We start from the raw sequence: 19,492 nt of genomic DNA, 5'->3' as shown, positions 1-19,492 counted from the left end.
TATGAAGGGGTTTTTTAAAAACATTTTATTATATATGCTATTGTTTTTAGGTGGCCTGTTTATGGTGTTGCCTTTTTATTGGATGTTAGTAACAAGTTTAAAATCAGCAGGGGAAGCTATTGCGATTCCTCCTACTTGGTTACCTCGGAATTGGTTATTTTCAAATTATGAAAAAGCGCTGAAGGTAGCCCCATTCGCTCGCTATTTTTTAAATAGTTTATTGGTCACCTTGACGACCACAACGGGCGAGTTAATTACGAGCATTTTGGCAGCTTTTGCCTTTGCTAAACTAAAGTTTTGGGGTAAAGATGTATTGTTCATTATTTTATTAGCTACCATGATGGTACCTGGTGAATTAATGACCATACCTAACTTTGTAACGTTAGCAAGTTGGGATATGATTAACACCTATTGGGCTTTGATTATACCATGGCTTGCAAGTGTTTTTTCAGTCTTTACTTTAAAACAATCATTCCAATCGATACCAGATCAGCTTTATTATGCCGCTAAAACCGATGGTGCGAGTGACTGGCGTTTCCTATGGGAAATGATGGTGCCTTTATCTAAATCATCGATTATTGCGGTTATGATATTGAAAGTAATTGGTAGTTGGAATTCGTTTATGTGGCCATTAATTGTCACAAACGATAAGGCATTACGTACATTGCCGGTGGGACTACAAGCTTTTACGACCGAAGCCGGAACTCAATTTGAGTTATTAATGGCAGCGTCAACCTTAGTAGTAGTTCCAATGGTTGTCATTTATCTGTTCTTGCAAAAATATATTATGCAAGGTATTGCAAGTTCTGGTCTTAAAGGCTAGATGACTTAGGATTTATTTTCTGGGAGGAAAACATTAATGAAAAAATTACGCACATTAGCGGCAACTTTATTAGCAGCAACAACTTTAGGCTCTTTTGTTCCATCAGCAAATGCGCAAGAGAAAGTGCAAGTAACTTTTTGGCATGCGATGAATGGTCCACATCAAGAAATGTTAACTAAATTAGTTGAAGAATTTAATGCTTCACAAGAAGGGATTGAAGTTGTTGAACAAAACCAAGGTGACTATTCTACTTTACAACAAAGTATTATGGCTTCTGGTGTATCAGGCGATTTACCGACAATTGCTCAATTAACAGCTTCAAACACGCCGGATTTCATGGATCAAGGTTTATTATTACCTTTAAATGACTTATTAACACCTGAAAACGGCTATACGGATGAGTTAAAAGAAGGGGTTTATGAAACTTTCTTAAAAGGTGCTACTTTTGATGATCAAATTTATGCTTTACCATTCTCGAAATCAGTTCGCTTAATGTTTGTCAATAAAACAATGTTGGATGAAGTGAATGCTGAAGTTCCAAAAACTTGGGATGAAGTATTGGCATTAGGTGAAAAATTAGATGAAGCTGGAATTGAAAAGCCAGCAATGGGATTTGAAAACGAGTTAACCATGGAATATGAAACAATGGCTCGCCAAAATGGTGCAACTTGGATTGCAGATGATTTATCGCAAGTTGATATGTCTTCTGAAAAAGCGATTGAGCCACTTCAATTCATTAAAGATTTATTAGCGAATGAACATGCACGTACAGCAGGTGAAGATGGCTATATGTCTGGTCCATTTGCTGCTGGTGAAAGTGCGTTATATATTGGTTCTTCTGCTGGTTTACAATATGTATTACCGGGTGTAGAAGAAAGTGGTATCGAATTAGAAACTGCACATATTCCGGTCTTTGGTGATGGTGAAGAATTAACCTTATTTGCAGGTAATGATTTAGGTATTTTCTCTTCTGCATCTGAAGAACAACAAAAAGCGGCAGTGCAATTCATGTCATTCTTATTAGAAAATACTGACCGTTGGGCGATTGCGACAGGTTATTTACCTGTTACAAAACAAGGAGCAGAATCTGAAGAATGGACTCAATACTTAGAAGAAAATCCACTTGTTAAAGCTGCCTCTGAAGAATTAGAATTTGGTAAGGCACAAGCTGCCTATGTTGGAGCTAGTGAAGTTTACTCTGAGTTCAAAACAGCATTAGAAAATATTATTATTAATGATGCTGATGCAGCAACTGAAATGGCAAATATCGAAACATTAGTAAAAGGATTTTTAGGTCTATAATTAACAAGACGATCGAGAAATGACAACAGTACGGAAAATGAAGGCTTTAACAGAGGCCTTCATTTTGTTTTATAGGCTCTTTGTCAAATAGTGTGAATGAACAGAGGCATTTTTGTTGACCCACACCGAAAAGTATAGAACCGTTTTATAAAAGATAAACAAAATGATTGTTTCTTAGAATGCTTTTTATTGAAACTTGTATCAGTGTTCGATAAAATGACGAAGGAAATATTCAAGTCAATAAGATTGACCTTATTTGACTAATGGAGTATAATGAATCCAGATAAAGTGAGAAAAGGAGCGATAAATTTGAATTTAATACCTACAGTAATTGAACAATCTTCACGTGGAGAACGTGCCTATGATATTTATTCTCGTTTATTAAAAGATAGAATTATTATGCTAAGTGGACCTATTGATGATAATGTGGCTAACAGTGTCATTGCCCAATTATTATTTTTAGAAGCCCAAGACTCAGAAAAGGATATCTATTTATATATTAATTCACCTGGGGGGAGCGTTTCTGCTGGATTAGCTATTTTTGATACAATGAATTTTATTAAGTCTGATGTACAAACGATTGTTATCGGAATGGCTGCGTCGATGGGTGCTTTCTTATTAGCAGCAGGACAAAAAGGCAAACGCTACGCTTTGCCTAATTCTGAAGTGATGATTCACCAACCATTAGGTGGAGCGCAAGGTCAAGCAACTGAAATCGAAATAGCTGCCCGTCATATTTTACATACGCGCGAGCGTCTTAATACGATTTTAGCTGATCGTACAGGGCAACCAATCGATATTATTGCCCGCGATACGGACCGTGATAATTATATGACTGCGGAACAGGCAAAAGAATATGGTTTAATTGATCATATTATGGAAAATAACAAATCGTTAAAATAATTGAGCGAAAAGAGGATGGGCAAAAACTTTTTAAATTCTGTTCAGGCATATCTATTTAATTAAAAGCGCAGTGGTTGAGTGGCCTCAAACTGTGTCTTTCGACTTGTTTGAGGCCTACTCAACTGTTCGGGGGTGGACAGACGAAGCGAAAATCAACTGATTTTCTACTTCTTGCCCACTCCCAAAGAAAATCTTAATTCTGGACGAAAGTCCAGAATTTTTTTATGAAAATATATGTAATATTAAATCCTTTCAAAGAAAGCCCTTAACCATTTGTTAATATTGAAATAATTCATCTTATTGGCCAATAATCGCCCATATAAGAGGGTTCAATGTCGGCTAATATTATTTGATTTTGATTGCAAACAATATTCAATAATGGTATAGTAGTAATATGGAAAACGATGAACTGATTATTTAGAAGAGTTTTTTATAAACTTGATTGATTGGTCATTTGTTGCCCAAGAGGAGGAACACCATGAAGGATGTTTTTTCTATGATGCAAGCAATAGCACCCGATTTAAGTGCAACATTGCGAACGCGCTATGAAATCCTCTATCACTTAAGACAAGTTGGTGAACCTTTAGGTCGAAAAAATTTAGCTGAACGGATTAACAGTTCTGAACGTTCAGTGCGAACGATTATTGATTTAATGCGTGAACAAGATTTAGTTGAAGTGACAAGAGTGGGGATTCGCTTAACGGAACATGGACATATTGTTTCAGATATGATTTCTGAGACAGTTAAAAACTCAAGTCGTTTACACGATATTGAAGAATCATTAAAAAGTCATTTAGGTATCTCCAATTGTTGGGTTGTACCAGGTGATTTAGATCATGATTCGGTCGTCTATCGGGAATTGAGTTACGCTACTCAACAAGTATTAGAACGCTACTTGAAGTTTGGTCGTAGTATTATTGCGGTGACAGGTGGTGAGACCTTAGCTCATGTCGGCGAAGGTTTAACTGAGAAATTGTCCCAAAATCGTGAATTAGTATTTGTTCCAGCCCGTGGCGGTGTTGGGGGTGGATTTAATATCCAATCCAATATTGTTGGCGGTGTGATGGCTCAAAAAACGAATTCAAAATATGTTCCTTTATTTCTACCTGATGCAATGGAAGAAGATGCGTCGAAAATATTGATGACAGATCCTTCGATTAGTCAGGCAGTGGCATTGAGTAAGAAAGCAGATTGTTTATTAGTCAGTGTTGGATCCGCCGAAGTGATGGCAGAGCGTCGGGAGCTTACTGCACAACAACAACAATTATTAAAAGAAAAAAAGGCTATTGGTGAAGCGTTTGGCGTGTTTTTTGATGAACAAGGCCAAGAAGTATTACGATTACCACGGATTGGTATTCAAATAGAAAACGTGAGCCACATTCCTTTAGTTCTAACAATAGTGGGTGGTGCTACAAAAGCACGTGCCGTAGAAGGCTATTGTAAATTAGTCCAACATCATGGATGGTTAATCTGTGATGAGGGCATCGCAAATATGATTTTAAATGGGGAAACTCATTAAAATAAAAAATCCTTAAGGAGGAAGTCAATTATGACAGTAAAAGTAGGTATTAATGGTTTTGGACGTATTGGTCGTTTAGCATTCCGTCGTATCCAAGAAGTAGAAGGAATCGAAGTAGTAGCAATCAACGACTTAACAGATGCTAATCAATTAGCTCACTTATTAAAATATGATACAACTCAAGGACGCTTTAATGGTGAAGTTGAGGTGTTAGACGGAGCTTTCCGTGTTAACGGTAAAGAAGTTAAAGTTTTAGCTAACCCAAATCCAAATGAATTACCTTGGGGCGAATTAGGAGTTGAAATCGTATTAGAATGTACTGGTTTCTTCACTTCTAAAGAAAAAGCTGAATTACACTTACAAGGTGGCGCTAAACGTGTTGTTATTTCTGCACCTGGTGGTAATGATGTACCAACAATCGTTTACAATACTAACCATGATATCTTAACTGGTGACGAAACAGTTATCTCTGGTGCTTCATGTACTACTAACTGTTTAGCTCCTATGGCAAAAGTATTACATGACAGCTTCGGAATTGTTGAAGGTTTAATGACAACTATCCATGCTTATACTGGTGACCAAAATACTTTAGATGCACCACATCGTAAAGGTGACTTACGTCGTGCTCGTGCTGCAGCTGAAAACATTATTCCTAACACAACAGGTGCTGCTAAAGCTATCGGTTTAGTTATTCCAGAATTAAACGGTAAATTAGACGGAGCTGCACAACGTGTTCCTGTAGCAACTGGTTCATTAACTGAATTAGTAACTGTATTAGAAAAACCAGTTACAGCTGAAGAAGTTAACGCAGCTATGAAAGCAGCAGCTAACGAATCATACGGTTATAACGAAGACGAAATCGTTTCTTCTGATATCGTAGGTATTACTTATGGTTCATTATTCGATGCAACTCAAACAAAAGTTATGACTGTTGGCGACAAACAATTAGTTAAAACTGTTGCTTGGTATGACAATGAAATGTCATATACTGCACAATTAGTTCGTACTTTAGAATACTTCGCTAAAGCTTAATTTATCAAATAGCGTTTCAAAAGCGTCTATCCAAAAGTGCGGGGAGGCAAAGACGCTTCCCTGCATTTTTTATTTATAAAAAACTCTTTAGGAGGAGAAAAGTATGGCAAAAAAAACAGTTGAAGATTTACAAGTCCAAGGCAAAACAGTATTAGTGCGTGTGGATTTTAACGTTCCAATGAAAGATGGTGTTATTACCGACGATAATCGTATTGTTGCGGCTTTAGATACCATCAAATATTTAATCAACAATCAAGCTAAAGTTGTTTTATTCTCTCACTTAGGCAAAGTGAAAACGGAAGAAGACAAAGCTGGTAAATCATTAAAACCAGCTGCTGACCGTCTAGCTGAATTATTAGATCAAGAAGTAAAATTCTCTCCAGTAACTCGTGGTGCAGAATTAGAAGAAGCTGTTAAGTCTTTAAATGAAGGTGAAGTATTAGTTGTTGAAAATACTCGTTTCGAAGATATCGACGGCAAAAAAGAATCTGGTAATGATGCTGAATTAGGTAAATATTGGGCTTCATTAGGTGACTTATTCGTCAATGATGCTTTCGGTACAGCTCACCGTGCACATGCTTCTAACGTAGGCATTGCTTCTCATTTAGAATCTGCTGCAGGTTATTTAATGGAGAAAGAAGTAAAATTCTTAGGTGAAGCAGTGGATAACCCTGTTCGACCATTCGTGGCTATTTTAGGTGGAGCAAAAGTATCTGATAAAATTAAAGTGATTGAAAACTTATTAGACAAAGCTGATAAAGTTATTATCGGTGGCGGTATGGCTTATACATTCTTAAAAGCTCAAGGTAAAGAAGTTGGTAATTCATTATTAGAATTAGATCGCGTTGAGTTAGCTAAAGAATTATTAGCTAAAGCGGGTGATAAAATTGCTTTACCGGTAGATGTCGTTGTAGCTGATGACTTCTCAAATGATGCGAATACTAAAGTAGTATCTATCGACGATATTCCTGCTGATTGGGAAGGTTTAGACTGTGGACCTAAATCAGTAGAGTTTTACACTGAGATCTTAAAAGATGCGAAAACAGTGGTATGGAATGGCCCAATGGGTGTATTCGAAATGCCTAATTTTGCTAAAGGTACTATTGGTGTTTGTGAAGCTATTGCTAACTTAGAAGATGCCACAACAATTGTTGGTGGTGGAGACTCTGCGGCAGCAGTTTTACAATTAGGATATGAAGATAAATTCTCACATATCTCTACTGGTGGTGGTGCGTCATTAACTTATTTAGAAGGCGCAGTTTTACCAGGCGTCGAAGCAATTAACGACAAGTAATCAGAAAGCTCAATGCCAGGGTGGGGGAGTAACTCTACCCTGTCATTAGTTAAGAAATATAAAAGGAGAAGATAGAATGTCACGTAAACCAATTATCGCTGGTAACTGGAAAATGAATAAAACGGCTACTGAAGCTCGTGAATTTGTGGATGCTGTCAAAAACAATATCCCATCAAATGATTTAGTTGATACAGTTATCGGTTCACCTGCATTATTCCTTGAAGGAATGAAAAAAGGGGTTAAAGATACAGAAGTTAAAGTAGCAGCTCAGAACTGTTATTTTGAAGATGAAGGTGCATTTACTGGAGAAATTAGTCCTAAAGCTTTAGGTGCCTTAGGAGTAGAATATGTCATTATTGGTCACTCTGAACGTCGTGAATATTTCCACGAAACAGATGAAGACATCAATAAGAAAGCACATGCTATTTTCCGTAATAACATGACACCAATCATCTGCTGTGGTGAAACTTTAGAAACTTACGAAGCAGGTAAAGCAGAAGAGTTTGTTGGTGCTCAAATTAAAGCAGCCTTAAAAGACTTAACGGCAGACCAAGTAGCTTCATTAGTCATTGCTTATGAACCAATCTGGGCAATCGGTACTGGTAAATCAGCAACTCAAGATGATGCTCAAAAAATGTGTAAAGCTGTTCGTGACGTGGTAGCAGATGACTTCGGTCAAGATGTTGCAGATAAAGTTCGCGTACAATACGGTGGTTCAGTTAAACCTGAAAACATTAAAGACTACATGGCTTGTCCAGACGTTGACGGCGCATTAGTAGGTGGCGCTTCTTTACAACCTGATTCTTTCTTAGCATTATTGGAGGCAGTAAAATAATGAGTAAATCTCCCGTAGCGATTATCATCTTAGACGGATTTGGCTGGAGAGCTGATAGCAATGGTAATGCGGTTGCTTTAGCTAAAAAACCAAATTTTGATCGATATTACAATGAATTTCCACATTCAACAATGAAAGCATCAGGATTAGATGTTGGTCTTCCTGATGGTCAAATGGGTAACTCTGAAGTTGGACACACCAATATTGGTGCTGGACGTATTGTTTATCAAAGTTTAACCCGTATCGATAAAGCCATTGCTGATGGTGAATTCGCAACGAATGATGCTTTGGATCACGCTTTTCAACAAGTATTAGATAATGATTCAGCTTTACATTTATTTGGTTTATTATCTGATGGTGGTGTTCATAGTCATATAAATCATTTATTAGCCTTAGTAGATACTGCTAAAGCTAAAGGAATCGAAAAAGTTTATATCCATGCCTTTATGGATGGACGTGACGTGGATCCAAAAGCTGGACCAGGTTATGTTAAAACTTTAGAAAATCACTTAGCTGCAACCGGCGTAGGTAAAATTGCCACTGTATCTGGTCGTTATTATGCGATGGACCGTGATAAACGATGGGAACGTGTGAAATTAGCTTATGATGCTATTTTCCATAGCGAAGGACCAACCTTTGATTCAGCACAAGCTGTTTTAGAACATAGCTATGCTGAAGGCGTAACAGATGAGTTTATCGTTCCAGCTGTGATTACAGAGAATGGCCAACCAATTGCTAAAGTTGAAGACAATGATTCAATCATCTTCTTTAACTTCCGTCCAGACCGTGCGATCCAATTATCAAATGCAGTTACCGATAAAGAATGGGATAACTTTGATCGTGGCGTACAAGCGAAAAATGTTAAATTAACAACTATGACGCTTTATAATCCTAGTATTGATGCAGAAGTAGCATTCCCACCAATTCCAATGAAAAATGTTATCGGTGAAGTATTATCAAATGCTGGATTAAAACAATTACGTATCGCTGAAACGGAAAAATATCCACACGTTACATTCTTTATGAACGGTGGACGTAATGAGGAGTTCCCAGGCGAAAATCGTATTTTAATTCCATCACCAAAAGTAGCTACTTATGACTTAAAACCTGAAATGTCAGCTTACGAAGTAGGCGATGCTTTGTATAATAGCATTATGAATGATGAAAATGACGCGATTATCTTAAACTTCGCAAACCCAGATATGGTTGGACACTCTGGTATGTTAGAACCAACCATCAAAGCAATCGAAGCAGTTGACGAAAACTTAGGTAAAGTGGTTGATGCTATTTTAGAAAAAGGTGGCTATGCGATAATTTTTGCTGACCACGGAAACTCAGAGACGATGATAACTCCTGAAGGAACGCCACACACCGCTCATACGACAGTTCCAGTTCCAGTGATTGTCACTAAACATGGAATTGAATTAAGAGAAGATGGTCGATTAGCAGACGTAGCGCCTACAATGTTAGATTTATTAGGTCTTGAAAAACCAGCAGAAATGACTGGTGAATCATTAATTAAAAAATAATGAAAAACCTCGAAATGCTTTGCATTTCACCCGATTTATAATTACAATAGAGATAGGTATTTTATACGATCTCAGTGTAAAAATTTATACCAAATTAAAGGAGAAATAAAAAATGCCATTTATTACAGATGTTTATGCACGCGAAGTTTTAGATTCACGCGGTAACCCAACAATCGAAGTTGAAGTTTATACAGAAAGCGGTGCTTTCGGTCGCGGTATGGTACCTTCAGGTGCTTCTACTGGTGAACACGAAGCGGTTGAATTACGTGACGGAGACAAAGAACGTTACTTAGGTAAAGGTGTTTCTAAAGCAGTTGATAATGTTAACAATATTATCGCTGAAGCTTTATTAGGATACGATGTTTTACAACAACAAGCAATCGATAAATTAATGATCGAATTAGACGGTACTCCTAACAAAGGTAAATTAGGTGCAAACGCAATCTTAGGTGTTTCTATCGCTGTTGCACGTGCAGCTGCAGATTACTTAAATGTTCCTTTATACCAATATTTAGGTGGATTCAATACTAAAGTTTTACCTACACCAATGATGAACATTGTTAACGGTGGATCTCACTCTGATGCTCCAATCGCTTTCCAAGAGTTCATGATTTTACCTGTTGGTGCTCCTACATTTAAAGAAGCTTTACGTTGGGGTACTGAAGTATTCCACGCATTAAAAGCAATCTTACATGACCGTGGTTTAGTAACTGCTGTAGGTGACGAAGGTGGATTTGCTCCTTCATTCGAAGGAACTGAAGATGGTGTTGAAACTATCTTAGAAGCTATTAAAAAAGCTGGTTTAGAACCAGGTAAAGATGTATTCTTAGGATTTGACTGTGCTTCTTCTGAATTCTATGAAAACGGCGTTTACGACTACACTAAATTCGAAGGTGAAAATGGTGTAAAACGTACAGCTGAAGAACAAGTTGATTATTTAGAAGAATTAGTAAACAAATACCCAATCATCTCTATCGAAGATGGTATGGATGAAAACGACTGGGAAGGTTGGAAATTATTAACTGAACGTATCGGTGATAAAGTTCAATTAGTAGGTGACGACTTATTCGTAACAAACACTGAAATCTTAGAACGTGGTATCGAAAACGGCGTTGGTAACTCAATCTTAATCAAAGTTAACCAAATTGGTACATTAACTGAAACATTCGATGCAATCGAAATGGCTAAAGAAGCTGGTTACACAGCAGTTGTATCACACCGTTCAGGTGAAACAGAAGATTCAACAATCGCTGACATCGCTGTTGCAACTAACGCTGGCCAAATCAAAACAGGTTCATTAAGCCGTACAGACCGTATCGCTAAATACAACCAATTATTACGTATAGAAGATGAATTAGGCGAAGTTGCTAAATACAACGGCTTAAAATCATTCTACAACTTAAAAAACAAATAATTAGTTAATAACTAATTGATGTCGCGCTCCCTCAATGAGGGGGCGTTTTTGTGCTTACATGGATAAAAGTTGGAAGGGTGCTATTTATCAATTATAGGTTGCAAGCATGAAATAGCAAAAAAGCAAAGAAATGCGAATAGATTGCAATTTCTCTGCTTGAAATTTGATTGTAGAATTGATAGATAGATTATCGCATGTTACGCATGATACTGCCCTAATCGATTTTTTACATTAGGAAAAAAGCCCACTTGTTGCGAGAACTAGGAAAATGAAATAATAAAGATAGAGTCCTACAATGAGCTGATTCAAAGAGCGCTGTCTTTTGAATAGAATCAGGACCATTATGATTAAAAGAGTCGAACTTAACTTATTGTTAAGGATGATGTTAACATCAAGCAAATGGAACGGTAGACTGACAATCGGTAAAAGAAAGTATATCAGTAGCAAAATGATTTGTAAGCTTTTCGAATAGATAAGTCTCATAGTATTCACTCCTTTAAATTAATATATACCCTACCTATTTCTTTAGCATTTGTATCATTAAACAAATTGCTTTTTTGTTTCTAAGGAAAAATGGATACAAGTCCATATGGCGACTCCCTAAAGATAAAACTCGGTCAATTAAATTTTGAGAATTAATAAGTCCTACTCATATTTCACTTATATTTTAACAAAAAAACAAGAAAAATCAAACTAGTCTTAAGATTTGGAATGTGGTCTAATTCAACAATAACTCTGCAATAATTAAGTTAATGAAAAATCGAGAAAAGAGTCAGACGGCTAGAAGTTGAATGTTTTATTATTTTTTAGGTTAGTCTATACCTACTTATCATTGGTTATTTGTTTATAAAATGGTAAGATAAATCTAACAGAAATCACGTGATGAATTTCATAAAGAGAGGACGGTAATATGCGAAAACAACGAGAAATGAGTGCCCGTGAATGGTTAATCAGGCGTAGACTAAGTCGTGTTTTTCATTTCCTATTAATCGTATTAGGTATTATTCTCTATTATAAAATTTGGCGCAATCCCTATTTAATGTATCCAGTCATTAGAATAGCCTTCATTTTTGTGCTTATTTATTACCCGATTCAATGGCTTTTATTAATCTATGACAAATGGAAAAGAAGAAAGCGACGTTAGTATGAGTTTAGTAAAATAGTGTTAAATAACTTAGGAGGTGGCTTATGCAAATACTCATTGTTGAAGATGATAAAATAATTGCTCGACAATTAAAAGGCGAGTTGGAAAAGTGGCAATATCAAGTTGCTTTAATTGAAGACTTTACGAAAGTCATTGAAGAATTTAAAGCATTCGAACCTCATTTAGTATTAATGGATATTGGGTTGCCAGCTTTTAATGGCTATCATTGGTGTCAACAAATTCGACAATTTTCAAAAGTACCCATTATTTTTATTTCTTCTCGAGCAGACAATATGGACCAAGTGATGGCAATTCAAATGGGAGCGGATGATTACTTAACCAAGCCGATTGATATAAGTTTATCTTTGGCTAAAATCCAAGCGCTCCTTCGCCGTTCTTATGATTATACTGTTGAAGCGCCACAAACGAGCTATGGCGGGTTAAGTATCGATTTTGCTAATGCGAGTGTTCTCTATGAAGGAACAACGGTCGAATTAACTCATACTCAATTACAAATCATGGAGTCATTAATCGAAGCTAAAGGTGGATTTGTCTCGCGAGAAGCGATTATGGATCATTGTTGGGATCAAGCTAATTTTATTGATGATAATACCTTGTCCGTCAATATTTCGCGCATTCGTAAACGCTTGGAAGATCAAGATGTCAAAATGAGTATTCAAACAAAAAAAGGACTTGGTTATGCTCTGAAGGTGAATGAAAATGAATAGATTGAAACAATATCTTAAACTAAAATGGACATCTTTGCTTTTGTATATAACACCAATCGTTTTAACGATGATTGTCATGATCGTCTACCAATTAGATGGACAGATGATTCAATATATATTATGGTTGAGCTTATTTGTCGGCGTAATTTTATTTGTAATTAGTTTAATTCGCTTTGAACATGACCAATTACAACAAGAAGAATTGCAAGTTTTACAAGATGAAAATCACCATTTAAAACAAGAACTCCATCATATCCGACTCGAAACCGAGACGTATTTTCTGACTTGGCTTCATCAGATGAAGACGCCGATTGCGGGGGCACAATTATTATTGAGAGAAGAGTGCGGTGACAATGCCAATGAATTACGCTTATTAATGACCGAAATTGATAAATACACGAGTATGGCATTATCATATATAAAATTAATGAATCCTGGTACGGATTTGGAGTTTACTAAGTTAACATTAGATGAATTGTTAAGTCCACTGATTAAGAAATATCGATACCAATTCTTTTATTATAATGTGAGTTTGGAATATGAGAGATTAATACAAGTGGTGATTACTGACGGTCACTGGAGCTCCCTGATGATTGAACAAATTCTTTCAAACGCATTGAAATACTGCCAAAATGAAAATGACGCAAAAATATCAATATATTTTAATGAGGCAACACAAGAGTTGGCAATTCAAGACAATGGTATTGGTATACAAGCAAGTGATTTGACTAAAATCTTTGATAAAGGCTATGTTGGCTTTAACGGACGTTTACATGAAAAAGCCAGTGGTCTGGGGTTATATTTAGTCGATCTAATCTCAGAACGCTTAACACAACCTGTTAGAGTTGAATCAGAACTGGATCAAGGTTCTATTTTCTATATCAAGTTTAATCTTGCAAAAATGTAAGATTAGACTTGTTTTTGTTAGATTAGATAAAGGCAGCTACTCTTGATATCCGGTAAACTTAAGTTAACAAATCAAAGGAGTGAGCAAAATGTCATTATTAAAAATACAAAATGTTGAGAAAGTATATGGTAAAAAAGGTTTTGGTGTACTAACGAAAGCTCTTAAAAATGTTAACTTTGAAGTCAATGAAGGAGAATTTGTCTCAATCATGGGGGAGTCTGGTTCGGGTAAAACAACCTTACTAAATATCATAGCAACTTTGGACCAACCGACGAATGGACAAGTTCTACTAAATAATTTACCATTATCTGAGATTAAGTCAAAAGATATTGCGAAGTTCCGTCGAGAACGTCTCGGGTTTGTTTTCCAGGATTTTAACGTGTTAAATAACTTCAATAATAAAGACAATATCCTCTTGCCATTAGTTCTCTCGGAAAAAAAGATAACCGAAATGGAACAACGTTTATCAGAGATTACCCCTATCTTAGGGATTGAATCCTTATTAGAGAAGTTTCCGTACCAAATATCAGGAGGGCAACGTCAACGCATTGCGATTGCGAGAGCGATTATTACGCAACCGGATATTTTATTAGCTGATGAGCCAACGGGAGCATTAGATTCGAAAACCTCCCAAACAATTTTAGAATTATTTCAGTCATTAAATGAGATGGGACAAACGATTTTAATGGTAACCCACTCGATTAAAGCTGCAGCAATGTCGAATCGCGTCTTATTTATTAAAGATGGGATTGTCTTTCATGAAATTTATCGTGGGAATGATTCAGTACAGGTGTTCCAAGAACGAATTGCGGATAGTTTAACTGCAATGAATCAAGGTGGCGAATAATTATGAAATTAGGACTTTATTTACAACTTGCTTGGCGAAATTTAAAAGCCAATCATCAATTGCAAATACCATTCGTATTGGCCAGCAGTATCATGTTTGCAACGCTGTACATCATGGCATCATTAAAGACCAATAAATTTGTGACAGAACGCCATACGGAGTTACCCATCTTAATGGGACTGGGGATTTTTATTGTAGCTTTATTGGCCATCATCTTTACCATCTATGGTCAAACATTTATCGCAAAAAGAAGAAGTAAAGAATTCTCATTGTATTCTATTTTAGGATTTGAGAAATTGCATATTTCAATGGTTATTCTAATTGAGCAATTTATTAATTTTGTGGTGATTGGTTTATTGAGTATTGTAATGGGGCAATTAGTTGGGACGATTATGTTTAAGGTGATGACAAGACTGCTTAAAGACGTAGCCGCCACCTTAGGCGATTATCCACTTTCTTGGTATGCTATCTCTGTAGTACTAATTTTATTGGCGGGTATCTTGTTCGTATTATATCTATTTCAAACATTCCGAGTAAGCTTGTTAAATCCAATTGATTTAATGAGCCAACAAAAATCTGGAGAAAAAACTGGGAAATTTCAATGGATTTGGTTAATTTCTGGATTGGTGTCACTGGGTGCGGGTTATTATATAGCTTGGACTACAAAAGGTCTCTTGGATGCCATTTTAATGTTCTTCATAGCAGTACTGCTCGTGATGATGGCAACCTATTTCTTATTTATGACATTAATCTCATTTGTATTGAATCAATTAAAGAAAAATAAGAACTACTATTATCAACCAAATCATTTCCTATCAATATCTGGAATGTTATACCGAATTCGTTCAAATGCTATAAGTTTAGCGAGTATTGCCATTTTAAGTACAGGTTTTATGTTAGCGTTAGGAAGTACCATTTCGATTTATGGCGGGATTGAAGATACTATAAAAATGCGTCATATACGCGATTATGAAGTTTATTCTTATGATCATGACTATTTTTTAGATGAAAGCCCCGACGCTATTTTGGCAAAGAAAGAAGCACTTCAAGAGCAAATAAATCAGTTATCGGACGTTCAAGAAGTAAAGGATGTTTATCTAACTGAAAGTATTTATATAAATTTAAGATTATCAAAGGATATGAATACTTTAGAAAAATTAGCAAATATCGAGATCATGTCAAAAGATCGGACTTTTATTGGAACGATTATGACCATAGAAGATTATAATCAATTGCATGGGACCAAGCATCAATTAAATGAAGGCGAAATATTATTAAATGATTTGAACGAGGTTTTAAAAGATAAGAAAGAGCTCAATATTGCCGGGAAACAGTATCAAGTCAAATATAATACCGATCCTATTTATACCAATGTTATTATTGATTATGTCCAACTTGTGGTACCAACACGAGAAGAGATGATGGAACTTGGTAAGTATTATCAACTAGAGAATACGGTTATGGGGCCAGGTAGTTTTAGAATTTCCTTTGATGTAACGAAAGATAGTGATGCTCTAAAAGATAAAATAGCAACTGTTTTTGCTGGGGGTAATCAACGTGTATTAAGCGTTGAACAGACCCGTAAAGAAACGTATCAATTTAATGGTGGGTTCCTATTTTTAGGGATTATGATTGGTGTGGTGTTACTGGTCGGTACCGTCTTAATGATTTATTATAAACAAATAACCGAAGGGTATGATGATAAAGCCAACTTCCAAGTCATGAAACAAGTTGGATTACCAGAAGAAATGATAAAAACAACGATTAAACAGCAAACGTTTTGGCTCTTCGCCTTACCGATTATTGTGGCTGTTATTCATGGTTTAGTTGCAAGTAAGATAATTTTCCGCCTTTTAGGGTTGTTCGGTATTTATAAATTATCACAATTCTTTATCCCTTATCTGATTGTTATTACTGTTTTCGTGGTAATTTATTACATTGTGTATCGTGTTACTTCAAATGTTTATTATCAAATTGTGAATGAAGAATAAATTTACTAAATAACCGTTAATTACATTTTTGCGGTGAAAATGAATCTATTGGGAGTGGGCTAGAAGTTGAAAGTACTTCAAGAGCTCGCTCCCTTTTCTGTTCTCTCTTTTATCGGCATGTTATAATAAAAGAGCAAAAATAAGAAAAGGGTGTGGTAGTCATGACAGAATTACCAAAACAATTTGATTGTTGCGTCATCGATTTTGAGACCGCAACACATTATAATAATTCAGCCTGTTCCATCGGTATGGCGTTTATTAAAGACCTTGAAATCGTTGAGCAATTTTATAGTTTAATCCAACCACCAGGAAATCGTTATGCTCAGTCCAATATTCGCGTGCATGGCATTACCTCGAAAGGGACTGCAACAGCGCCAACTTTTGGCGAAATTTGGCCGCAGATTGAATCCAAAATCAATTCAACGCACTATATTTCAGCTTATAATAGTCAATTTGATATGGGTGTTCTGCTTGAATCCGCACGATATTATGGCATCAAAGTTCCGGAATTTAAGACATTTGATGCGATGTTTTTTAATCCAAGTTATCGCAATCAGACTATGAAATTAAGTGCCTTAGCCCGTCAATTTGGTTTTACTTTTGAAGCGCATAATGCAATGGCAGATGCCGAAGTAACAGCCAAAATTTTAATTGCGACGATGAAAGAATATCGTACGGATAATTTTGGGGAGTTTTTAAAACTTCATCAAATATTTGTCAAACCAATAAGTCGATTTAATACGACAACGGCGAATCATTTTAAACCGAAGTTTCAAAAATTTAAAAAAGCACTGAAAATTACCGATATTAATCAAGTGCCACCAAAAGAAGAATTCTCTGGCCATTGGTTACAAGATAAAAATGTAGTCTTAACGGGTGAGTTTGAAACTGGAAAAGATGAATTAATGATGAAAGTGCGCTATCATGGTGCAATTTTAAAATCAACGGTTACTAAAACGACGAATGTTCTAATTGAGGGCTGGCAAGATCCGAAATATCAAGATGAAAATGGTCTGGTTGAAAAACAACGGAAGGCTCGCCAATTAGTAGAAGAGGGGCATCCAATTATGATCCTATCAGAAGCTGATATATTGGAACAATTGTAAGGGAAGTTAATGCTTCAATCAAAGAAGGAGATACATTTTATGATAGAATTAAAGCCTTTTAATGAGCAAGATTTAAAAATAATTTGGGCCATTGGTTTTAAAGAAGATTATCCAGAATGGTCAAAATGGAATTCCCCATATTTTGATGAATATCGTTCGTATCAAACCTTCGAAGAATTCAAACAAAGTAAAGTATTTGATTATTTGATGTCTGATACTTGTCGAGGGATTTATTTAGATAATAAGCCGATTGGGATGGTGTCACGCTATTGGGAAAATAAAAATGACCCGTTGGTTAGAGATTGGGATTATCATTTATCAATCGAATGTATGGTCAAAAGGGATTGGCTCCATGGCATTAACTCAGTGGGTTACCCAAACATTTACCGATTTTCCTGAAGTACAACGAGTTGGTTTGACGACTTGGTCGGGTAATCAAAGAATGATGCGTGCGGCTGAGAAAATTGGGATGACACAAGAAGCGTGCATTCGAAAAGTAAGATACTTTGAAGGTATCTATTATGATTCAGTCAAATATGGCGTCTTAAGAGATGAATGGGAAAAGCATCAAGATGCATTGGGAAGTAGTTTCAAGGAACTAGAGAATTTTCCCAACATTCGTAGAGCAAAAGTAAAAGATGCGGATGCTATTGCGGAATTAAGTCGTGTTTCATTGGGTTATGAATGTAACAATGAAGAAGTTAAGTCTAAGCTCACAGAATTATGCAATAAATCGAACCTAATCATTCTTGTACATGTTGCTGCAGAGTCGGAAAAAGTGGTAGGCTTCGTACAAGCAGAACTTTATCAGGCAGTTTACTTCAAAGATGGATTAAATATATTAGGTTTAGCAGTATTACCAGCGTATCAAGGGCGAGGAATTGGTCGACAATTAATGACAGCCGTTGAATCATTCGCTAAAGCAAATCGATTATCATTCATTCGATTAAATTCTGCAGAATACCGTCATGAAGCGCATGCTTTTTACGAAGGAGTTGGCTACCGTTCGAATAAAATACAAAAAAGATTTATTAAAGAAATTGAGTAGGGGTGGTAGGATGCGATATGTATTATTGTTACGAGGAATCAATGTGGGTGGCAACAATCGCGTGGTTATGAAAGAATTAAAAGAACAATTGACAAAGGTGGGCTTTCAAAATGTGAGTTCCTATATTAATAGTGGCAATCTGTTTTTCGAAACGGAACTTGAGCGAACAACGATAATAGAACGTCTCAATCAGCTTTTTGAAATACATTATTCATTTGACCTTAAGTATTCATTGATAGATGCGAAAAGATATTTAGCAGAATTTAACCAGCTTCCAATCTGGTGGCAAGAGGAAATGGCTCGTAAAGACGTCTTGTTTTTTACAGATGAAATTAATCGAGAAGCAGCCATTAAGAAAGTCAGCCAATATTCTTTACATAATGAAAAAGTACATTTTGGTGAGTTAGCTATTTATTGGGGAAAACTAGATGAAGCAGAATTTTTAAAAACGGCCTACCATAAGCAATTAGCAAAAGAATCATTTTATAAACAAATTACTATACGCAATGGCAAGACCTATCAAAAAATTAAGGAGATTCTTGAAAGTTAGGAGTGAATTAAGTTGCAATATATTGAAAACCCAAAAATTGACCTTGATCAATTACTTGATTTGTATAAGTCAGTGGGATGGACAAGTTATACCGGTCAACCAGAAATGTTGAAAAATGCCTATCGTCATTCACTCTATACCCTAGCTGCTTATGATGGTGAGCGACTCATTGGAATAATTCGAGCCGTTGGAGACGGTTATTCCATTCTTTTTATTCAAGATTTGTTAATTTTACCGGAATTTCAACGTCAAGGAATAGGATCAAACTTGTTAAATAAAGTCATTGATACGTTCCCTAATGTTTACCAACTGCATTTATTAACGGATAATTCCGAAAAGACCAGAAAATTTTATGAATCTAATGGCTTTAAAGATGTCAAAGATATTCAATGTACCGCCTTCACTTTTATCGGAAAAGACAAGAAATAAAAAAACATTAATTTTCTCGCTTTATTGTCCTATAAACATCTCAATATTATTATAAACCAGAACGGTCCTCTAAATCTTAGTGTACTGCTCT

At 35.9% G+C, this 19,492-nt stretch carries 18 protein-coding genes; all 18 read left to right on the top strand.

Annotated elements, in window-relative coordinates; all coding sequences use genetic code 11:
- The first annotated feature begins 1 nt into the window (after position 1).
- Positions 2-823, top strand: a complete 822-nt coding sequence (locus LB888_RS03410) for a carbohydrate ABC transporter permease (RefSeq protein WP_078756452.1) — start codon at positions 2-4, stop codon at positions 821-823.
- A 36-nt stretch (positions 824-859) separates the two neighbouring features.
- Positions 860-2,125, top strand: a complete 1,266-nt coding sequence (locus LB888_RS03405; RefSeq protein WP_318753625.1) for an ABC transporter substrate-binding protein — start codon at positions 860-862, stop codon at positions 2,123-2,125.
- Between the two features lie 309 nt (positions 2,126-2,434).
- Positions 2,435-3,028 (top strand): ATP-dependent Clp endopeptidase proteolytic subunit ClpP, encoded by a 594-nt coding sequence (clpP, locus tag LB888_RS03400; protein WP_066125953.1) that lies wholly within the window; start codon positions 2,435-2,437, stop codon positions 3,026-3,028.
- 478 nt (positions 3,029-3,506) lie between these two features.
- Positions 3,507-4,547 (top strand): sugar-binding transcriptional regulator, encoded by a 1,041-nt coding sequence (locus tag LB888_RS03395; protein WP_318753624.1) that lies wholly within the window; start codon positions 3,507-3,509, stop codon positions 4,545-4,547.
- A 30-nt stretch (positions 4,548-4,577) separates the two neighbouring features.
- A complete protein-coding gene (gene gap, locus LB888_RS03390) occupies positions 4,578-5,579 on the top strand; it encodes a type I glyceraldehyde-3-phosphate dehydrogenase (RefSeq protein ID WP_276933953.1) in 1,002 nt (333 codons plus the stop codon).
- 103 nt (positions 5,580-5,682) lie between these two features.
- Positions 5,683-6,873, top strand: coding sequence for a phosphoglycerate kinase (locus LB888_RS03385; protein ID WP_311920294.1), 1,191 nt, complete (start codon positions 5,683-5,685; stop codon positions 6,871-6,873).
- A gap of 76 nt (positions 6,874-6,949) precedes the next feature.
- Positions 6,950-7,708 (top strand): triose-phosphate isomerase, encoded by a 759-nt coding sequence (tpiA, locus tag LB888_RS03380; RefSeq protein WP_311920295.1) that lies wholly within the window; start codon positions 6,950-6,952, stop codon positions 7,706-7,708.
- Positions 7,708-9,237, top strand: coding sequence for a 2,3-bisphosphoglycerate-independent phosphoglycerate mutase (gene gpmI, locus LB888_RS03375; RefSeq protein WP_318753623.1), 1,530 nt, complete (start codon positions 7,708-7,710; stop codon positions 9,235-9,237). Before tpiA ends, gpmI begins: the two co-directional genes overlap by 1 nt.
- A 112-nt stretch (positions 9,238-9,349) precedes the next feature.
- The gene (gene eno, locus LB888_RS03370; protein WP_318753622.1) at positions 9,350-10,651 is read left to right on the top strand and encodes a phosphopyruvate hydratase; all 1,302 of its coding nucleotides are present in this window, start codon (positions 9,350-9,352) and stop codon (positions 10,649-10,651) included.
- A gap of 1,188 nt (positions 10,652-11,839) precedes the next feature.
- Entirely contained in the window at positions 11,840-12,523 is a 684-nt protein-coding gene (locus LB888_RS03365) for a response regulator transcription factor (RefSeq protein WP_318753621.1), read from the top strand.
- Positions 12,516-13,430 carry a sensor histidine kinase gene (locus LB888_RS03360; protein WP_318753620.1) on the top strand — a complete coding sequence of 305 codons (915 nt, stop codon included), beginning with the start codon at positions 12,516-12,518 and terminating at the stop codon, positions 13,428-13,430. The genes LB888_RS03365 and LB888_RS03360 overlap by 8 nt, the downstream gene beginning before the upstream one ends.
- An 88-nt stretch (positions 13,431-13,518) precedes the next feature.
- Positions 13,519-14,277, top strand: a complete 759-nt coding sequence (locus LB888_RS03355) for an ABC transporter ATP-binding protein (RefSeq protein ID WP_318753619.1) — start codon at positions 13,519-13,521, stop codon at positions 14,275-14,277.
- 2 nt (positions 14,278-14,279) lie between these two features.
- Positions 14,280-16,268, top strand: a complete 1,989-nt coding sequence (locus tag LB888_RS03350; RefSeq protein ID WP_318753618.1) for an FtsX-like permease family protein — start codon at positions 14,280-14,282, stop codon at positions 16,266-16,268.
- A 161-nt stretch (positions 16,269-16,429) separates the two neighbouring features.
- The gene (locus LB888_RS03345) at positions 16,430-17,374 is read left to right on the top strand and encodes an exonuclease domain-containing protein (protein WP_318753617.1); all 945 of its coding nucleotides are present in this window, start codon (positions 16,430-16,432) and stop codon (positions 17,372-17,374) included.
- Positions 17,375-17,413: 39 nt separating this feature from the next.
- Complete coding sequence (locus LB888_RS03340; RefSeq protein WP_318753616.1) at positions 17,414-17,773, top strand: hypothetical protein; 360 nt, start codon at positions 17,414-17,416, stop codon at positions 17,771-17,773.
- Complete coding sequence (locus LB888_RS03335) at positions 17,658-18,422, top strand: GNAT family N-acetyltransferase (protein ID WP_318753615.1); 765 nt, start codon at positions 17,658-17,660, stop codon at positions 18,420-18,422. The genes LB888_RS03340 and LB888_RS03335 overlap by 116 nt, the downstream gene beginning before the upstream one ends.
- Before the next feature lie 10 nt (positions 18,423-18,432).
- Entirely contained in the window at positions 18,433-18,972 is a 540-nt protein-coding gene (locus tag LB888_RS03330) for a DUF1697 domain-containing protein (protein ID WP_318753614.1), read from the top strand.
- A gap of 12 nt (positions 18,973-18,984) precedes the next feature.
- Positions 18,985-19,401 carry a GNAT family N-acetyltransferase gene (locus LB888_RS03325; protein WP_318753613.1) on the top strand — a complete coding sequence of 139 codons (417 nt, stop codon included), beginning with the start codon at positions 18,985-18,987 and terminating at the stop codon, positions 19,399-19,401.
- Positions 19,402-19,492 lie beyond the last annotated feature (91 nt).

Origin of the sequence: Globicatella sp. PHS-GS-PNBC-21-1553 (genome assembly GCF_033564055.1) — a bacterium.
In the GTDB taxonomy this organism is placed as follows: Bacteria; Bacillota; Bacilli; order Lactobacillales; family Aerococcaceae; genus Globicatella; species Globicatella sulfidifaciens.
This window is presented reverse-complemented; position numbering and strand designations above follow the sequence as displayed.

Excerpts from the sequence above, each read along its gene's own strand:
- LB888_RS03345 (WP_318753617.1), top strand. The coding sequence starts at position 16,430 with ATGACAGAATTACCAAAACAATTTGATTGTTGCGTCATCGATTTTGAG.
- gap (WP_276933953.1), top strand. The coding sequence starts at position 4,578 with ATGACAGTAAAAGTAGGTATTAATGGTTTTGGACGTATTGGTCGTTTA.
- LB888_RS03365 (WP_318753621.1), top strand. The coding sequence starts at position 11,840 with ATGCAAATACTCATTGTTGAAGATGATAAAATAATTGCTCGACAATTA.
- gpmI (WP_318753623.1), top strand. The coding sequence starts at position 7,708 with ATGAGTAAATCTCCCGTAGCGATTATCATCTTAGACGGATTTGGCTGG.
- LB888_RS03360 (WP_318753620.1), top strand. The coding sequence starts at position 12,516 with ATGAATAGATTGAAACAATATCTTAAACTAAAATGGACATCTTTGCTT.
- LB888_RS03335 (WP_318753615.1), top strand. The coding sequence starts at position 17,658 with ATGACCCGTTGGTTAGAGATTGGGATTATCATTTATCAATCGAATGTA.
- LB888_RS03405 (WP_318753625.1), top strand. The coding sequence starts at position 860 with ATGAAAAAATTACGCACATTAGCGGCAACTTTATTAGCAGCAACAACT.
- eno (WP_318753622.1), top strand. The coding sequence starts at position 9,350 with ATGCCATTTATTACAGATGTTTATGCACGCGAAGTTTTAGATTCACGC.
- LB888_RS03395 (WP_318753624.1), top strand. The coding sequence starts at position 3,507 with ATGAAGGATGTTTTTTCTATGATGCAAGCAATAGCACCCGATTTAAGT.
- LB888_RS03355 (WP_318753619.1), top strand. The coding sequence starts at position 13,519 with ATGTCATTATTAAAAATACAAAATGTTGAGAAAGTATATGGTAAAAAA.
- LB888_RS03350 (WP_318753618.1), top strand. The coding sequence starts at position 14,280 with ATGAAATTAGGACTTTATTTACAACTTGCTTGGCGAAATTTAAAAGCC.
- tpiA (WP_311920295.1), top strand. The coding sequence starts at position 6,950 with ATGTCACGTAAACCAATTATCGCTGGTAACTGGAAAATGAATAAAACG.
- LB888_RS03385 (WP_311920294.1), top strand. The coding sequence starts at position 5,683 with ATGGCAAAAAAAACAGTTGAAGATTTACAAGTCCAAGGCAAAACAGTA.
- LB888_RS03410 (WP_078756452.1), top strand. The coding sequence starts at position 2 with ATGAAGGGGTTTTTTAAAAACATTTTATTATATATGCTATTGTTTTTA.
- LB888_RS03330 (WP_318753614.1), top strand. The coding sequence starts at position 18,433 with ATGCGATATGTATTATTGTTACGAGGAATCAATGTGGGTGGCAACAAT.
- LB888_RS03340 (WP_318753616.1), top strand. The coding sequence starts at position 17,414 with ATGATAGAATTAAAGCCTTTTAATGAGCAAGATTTAAAAATAATTTGG.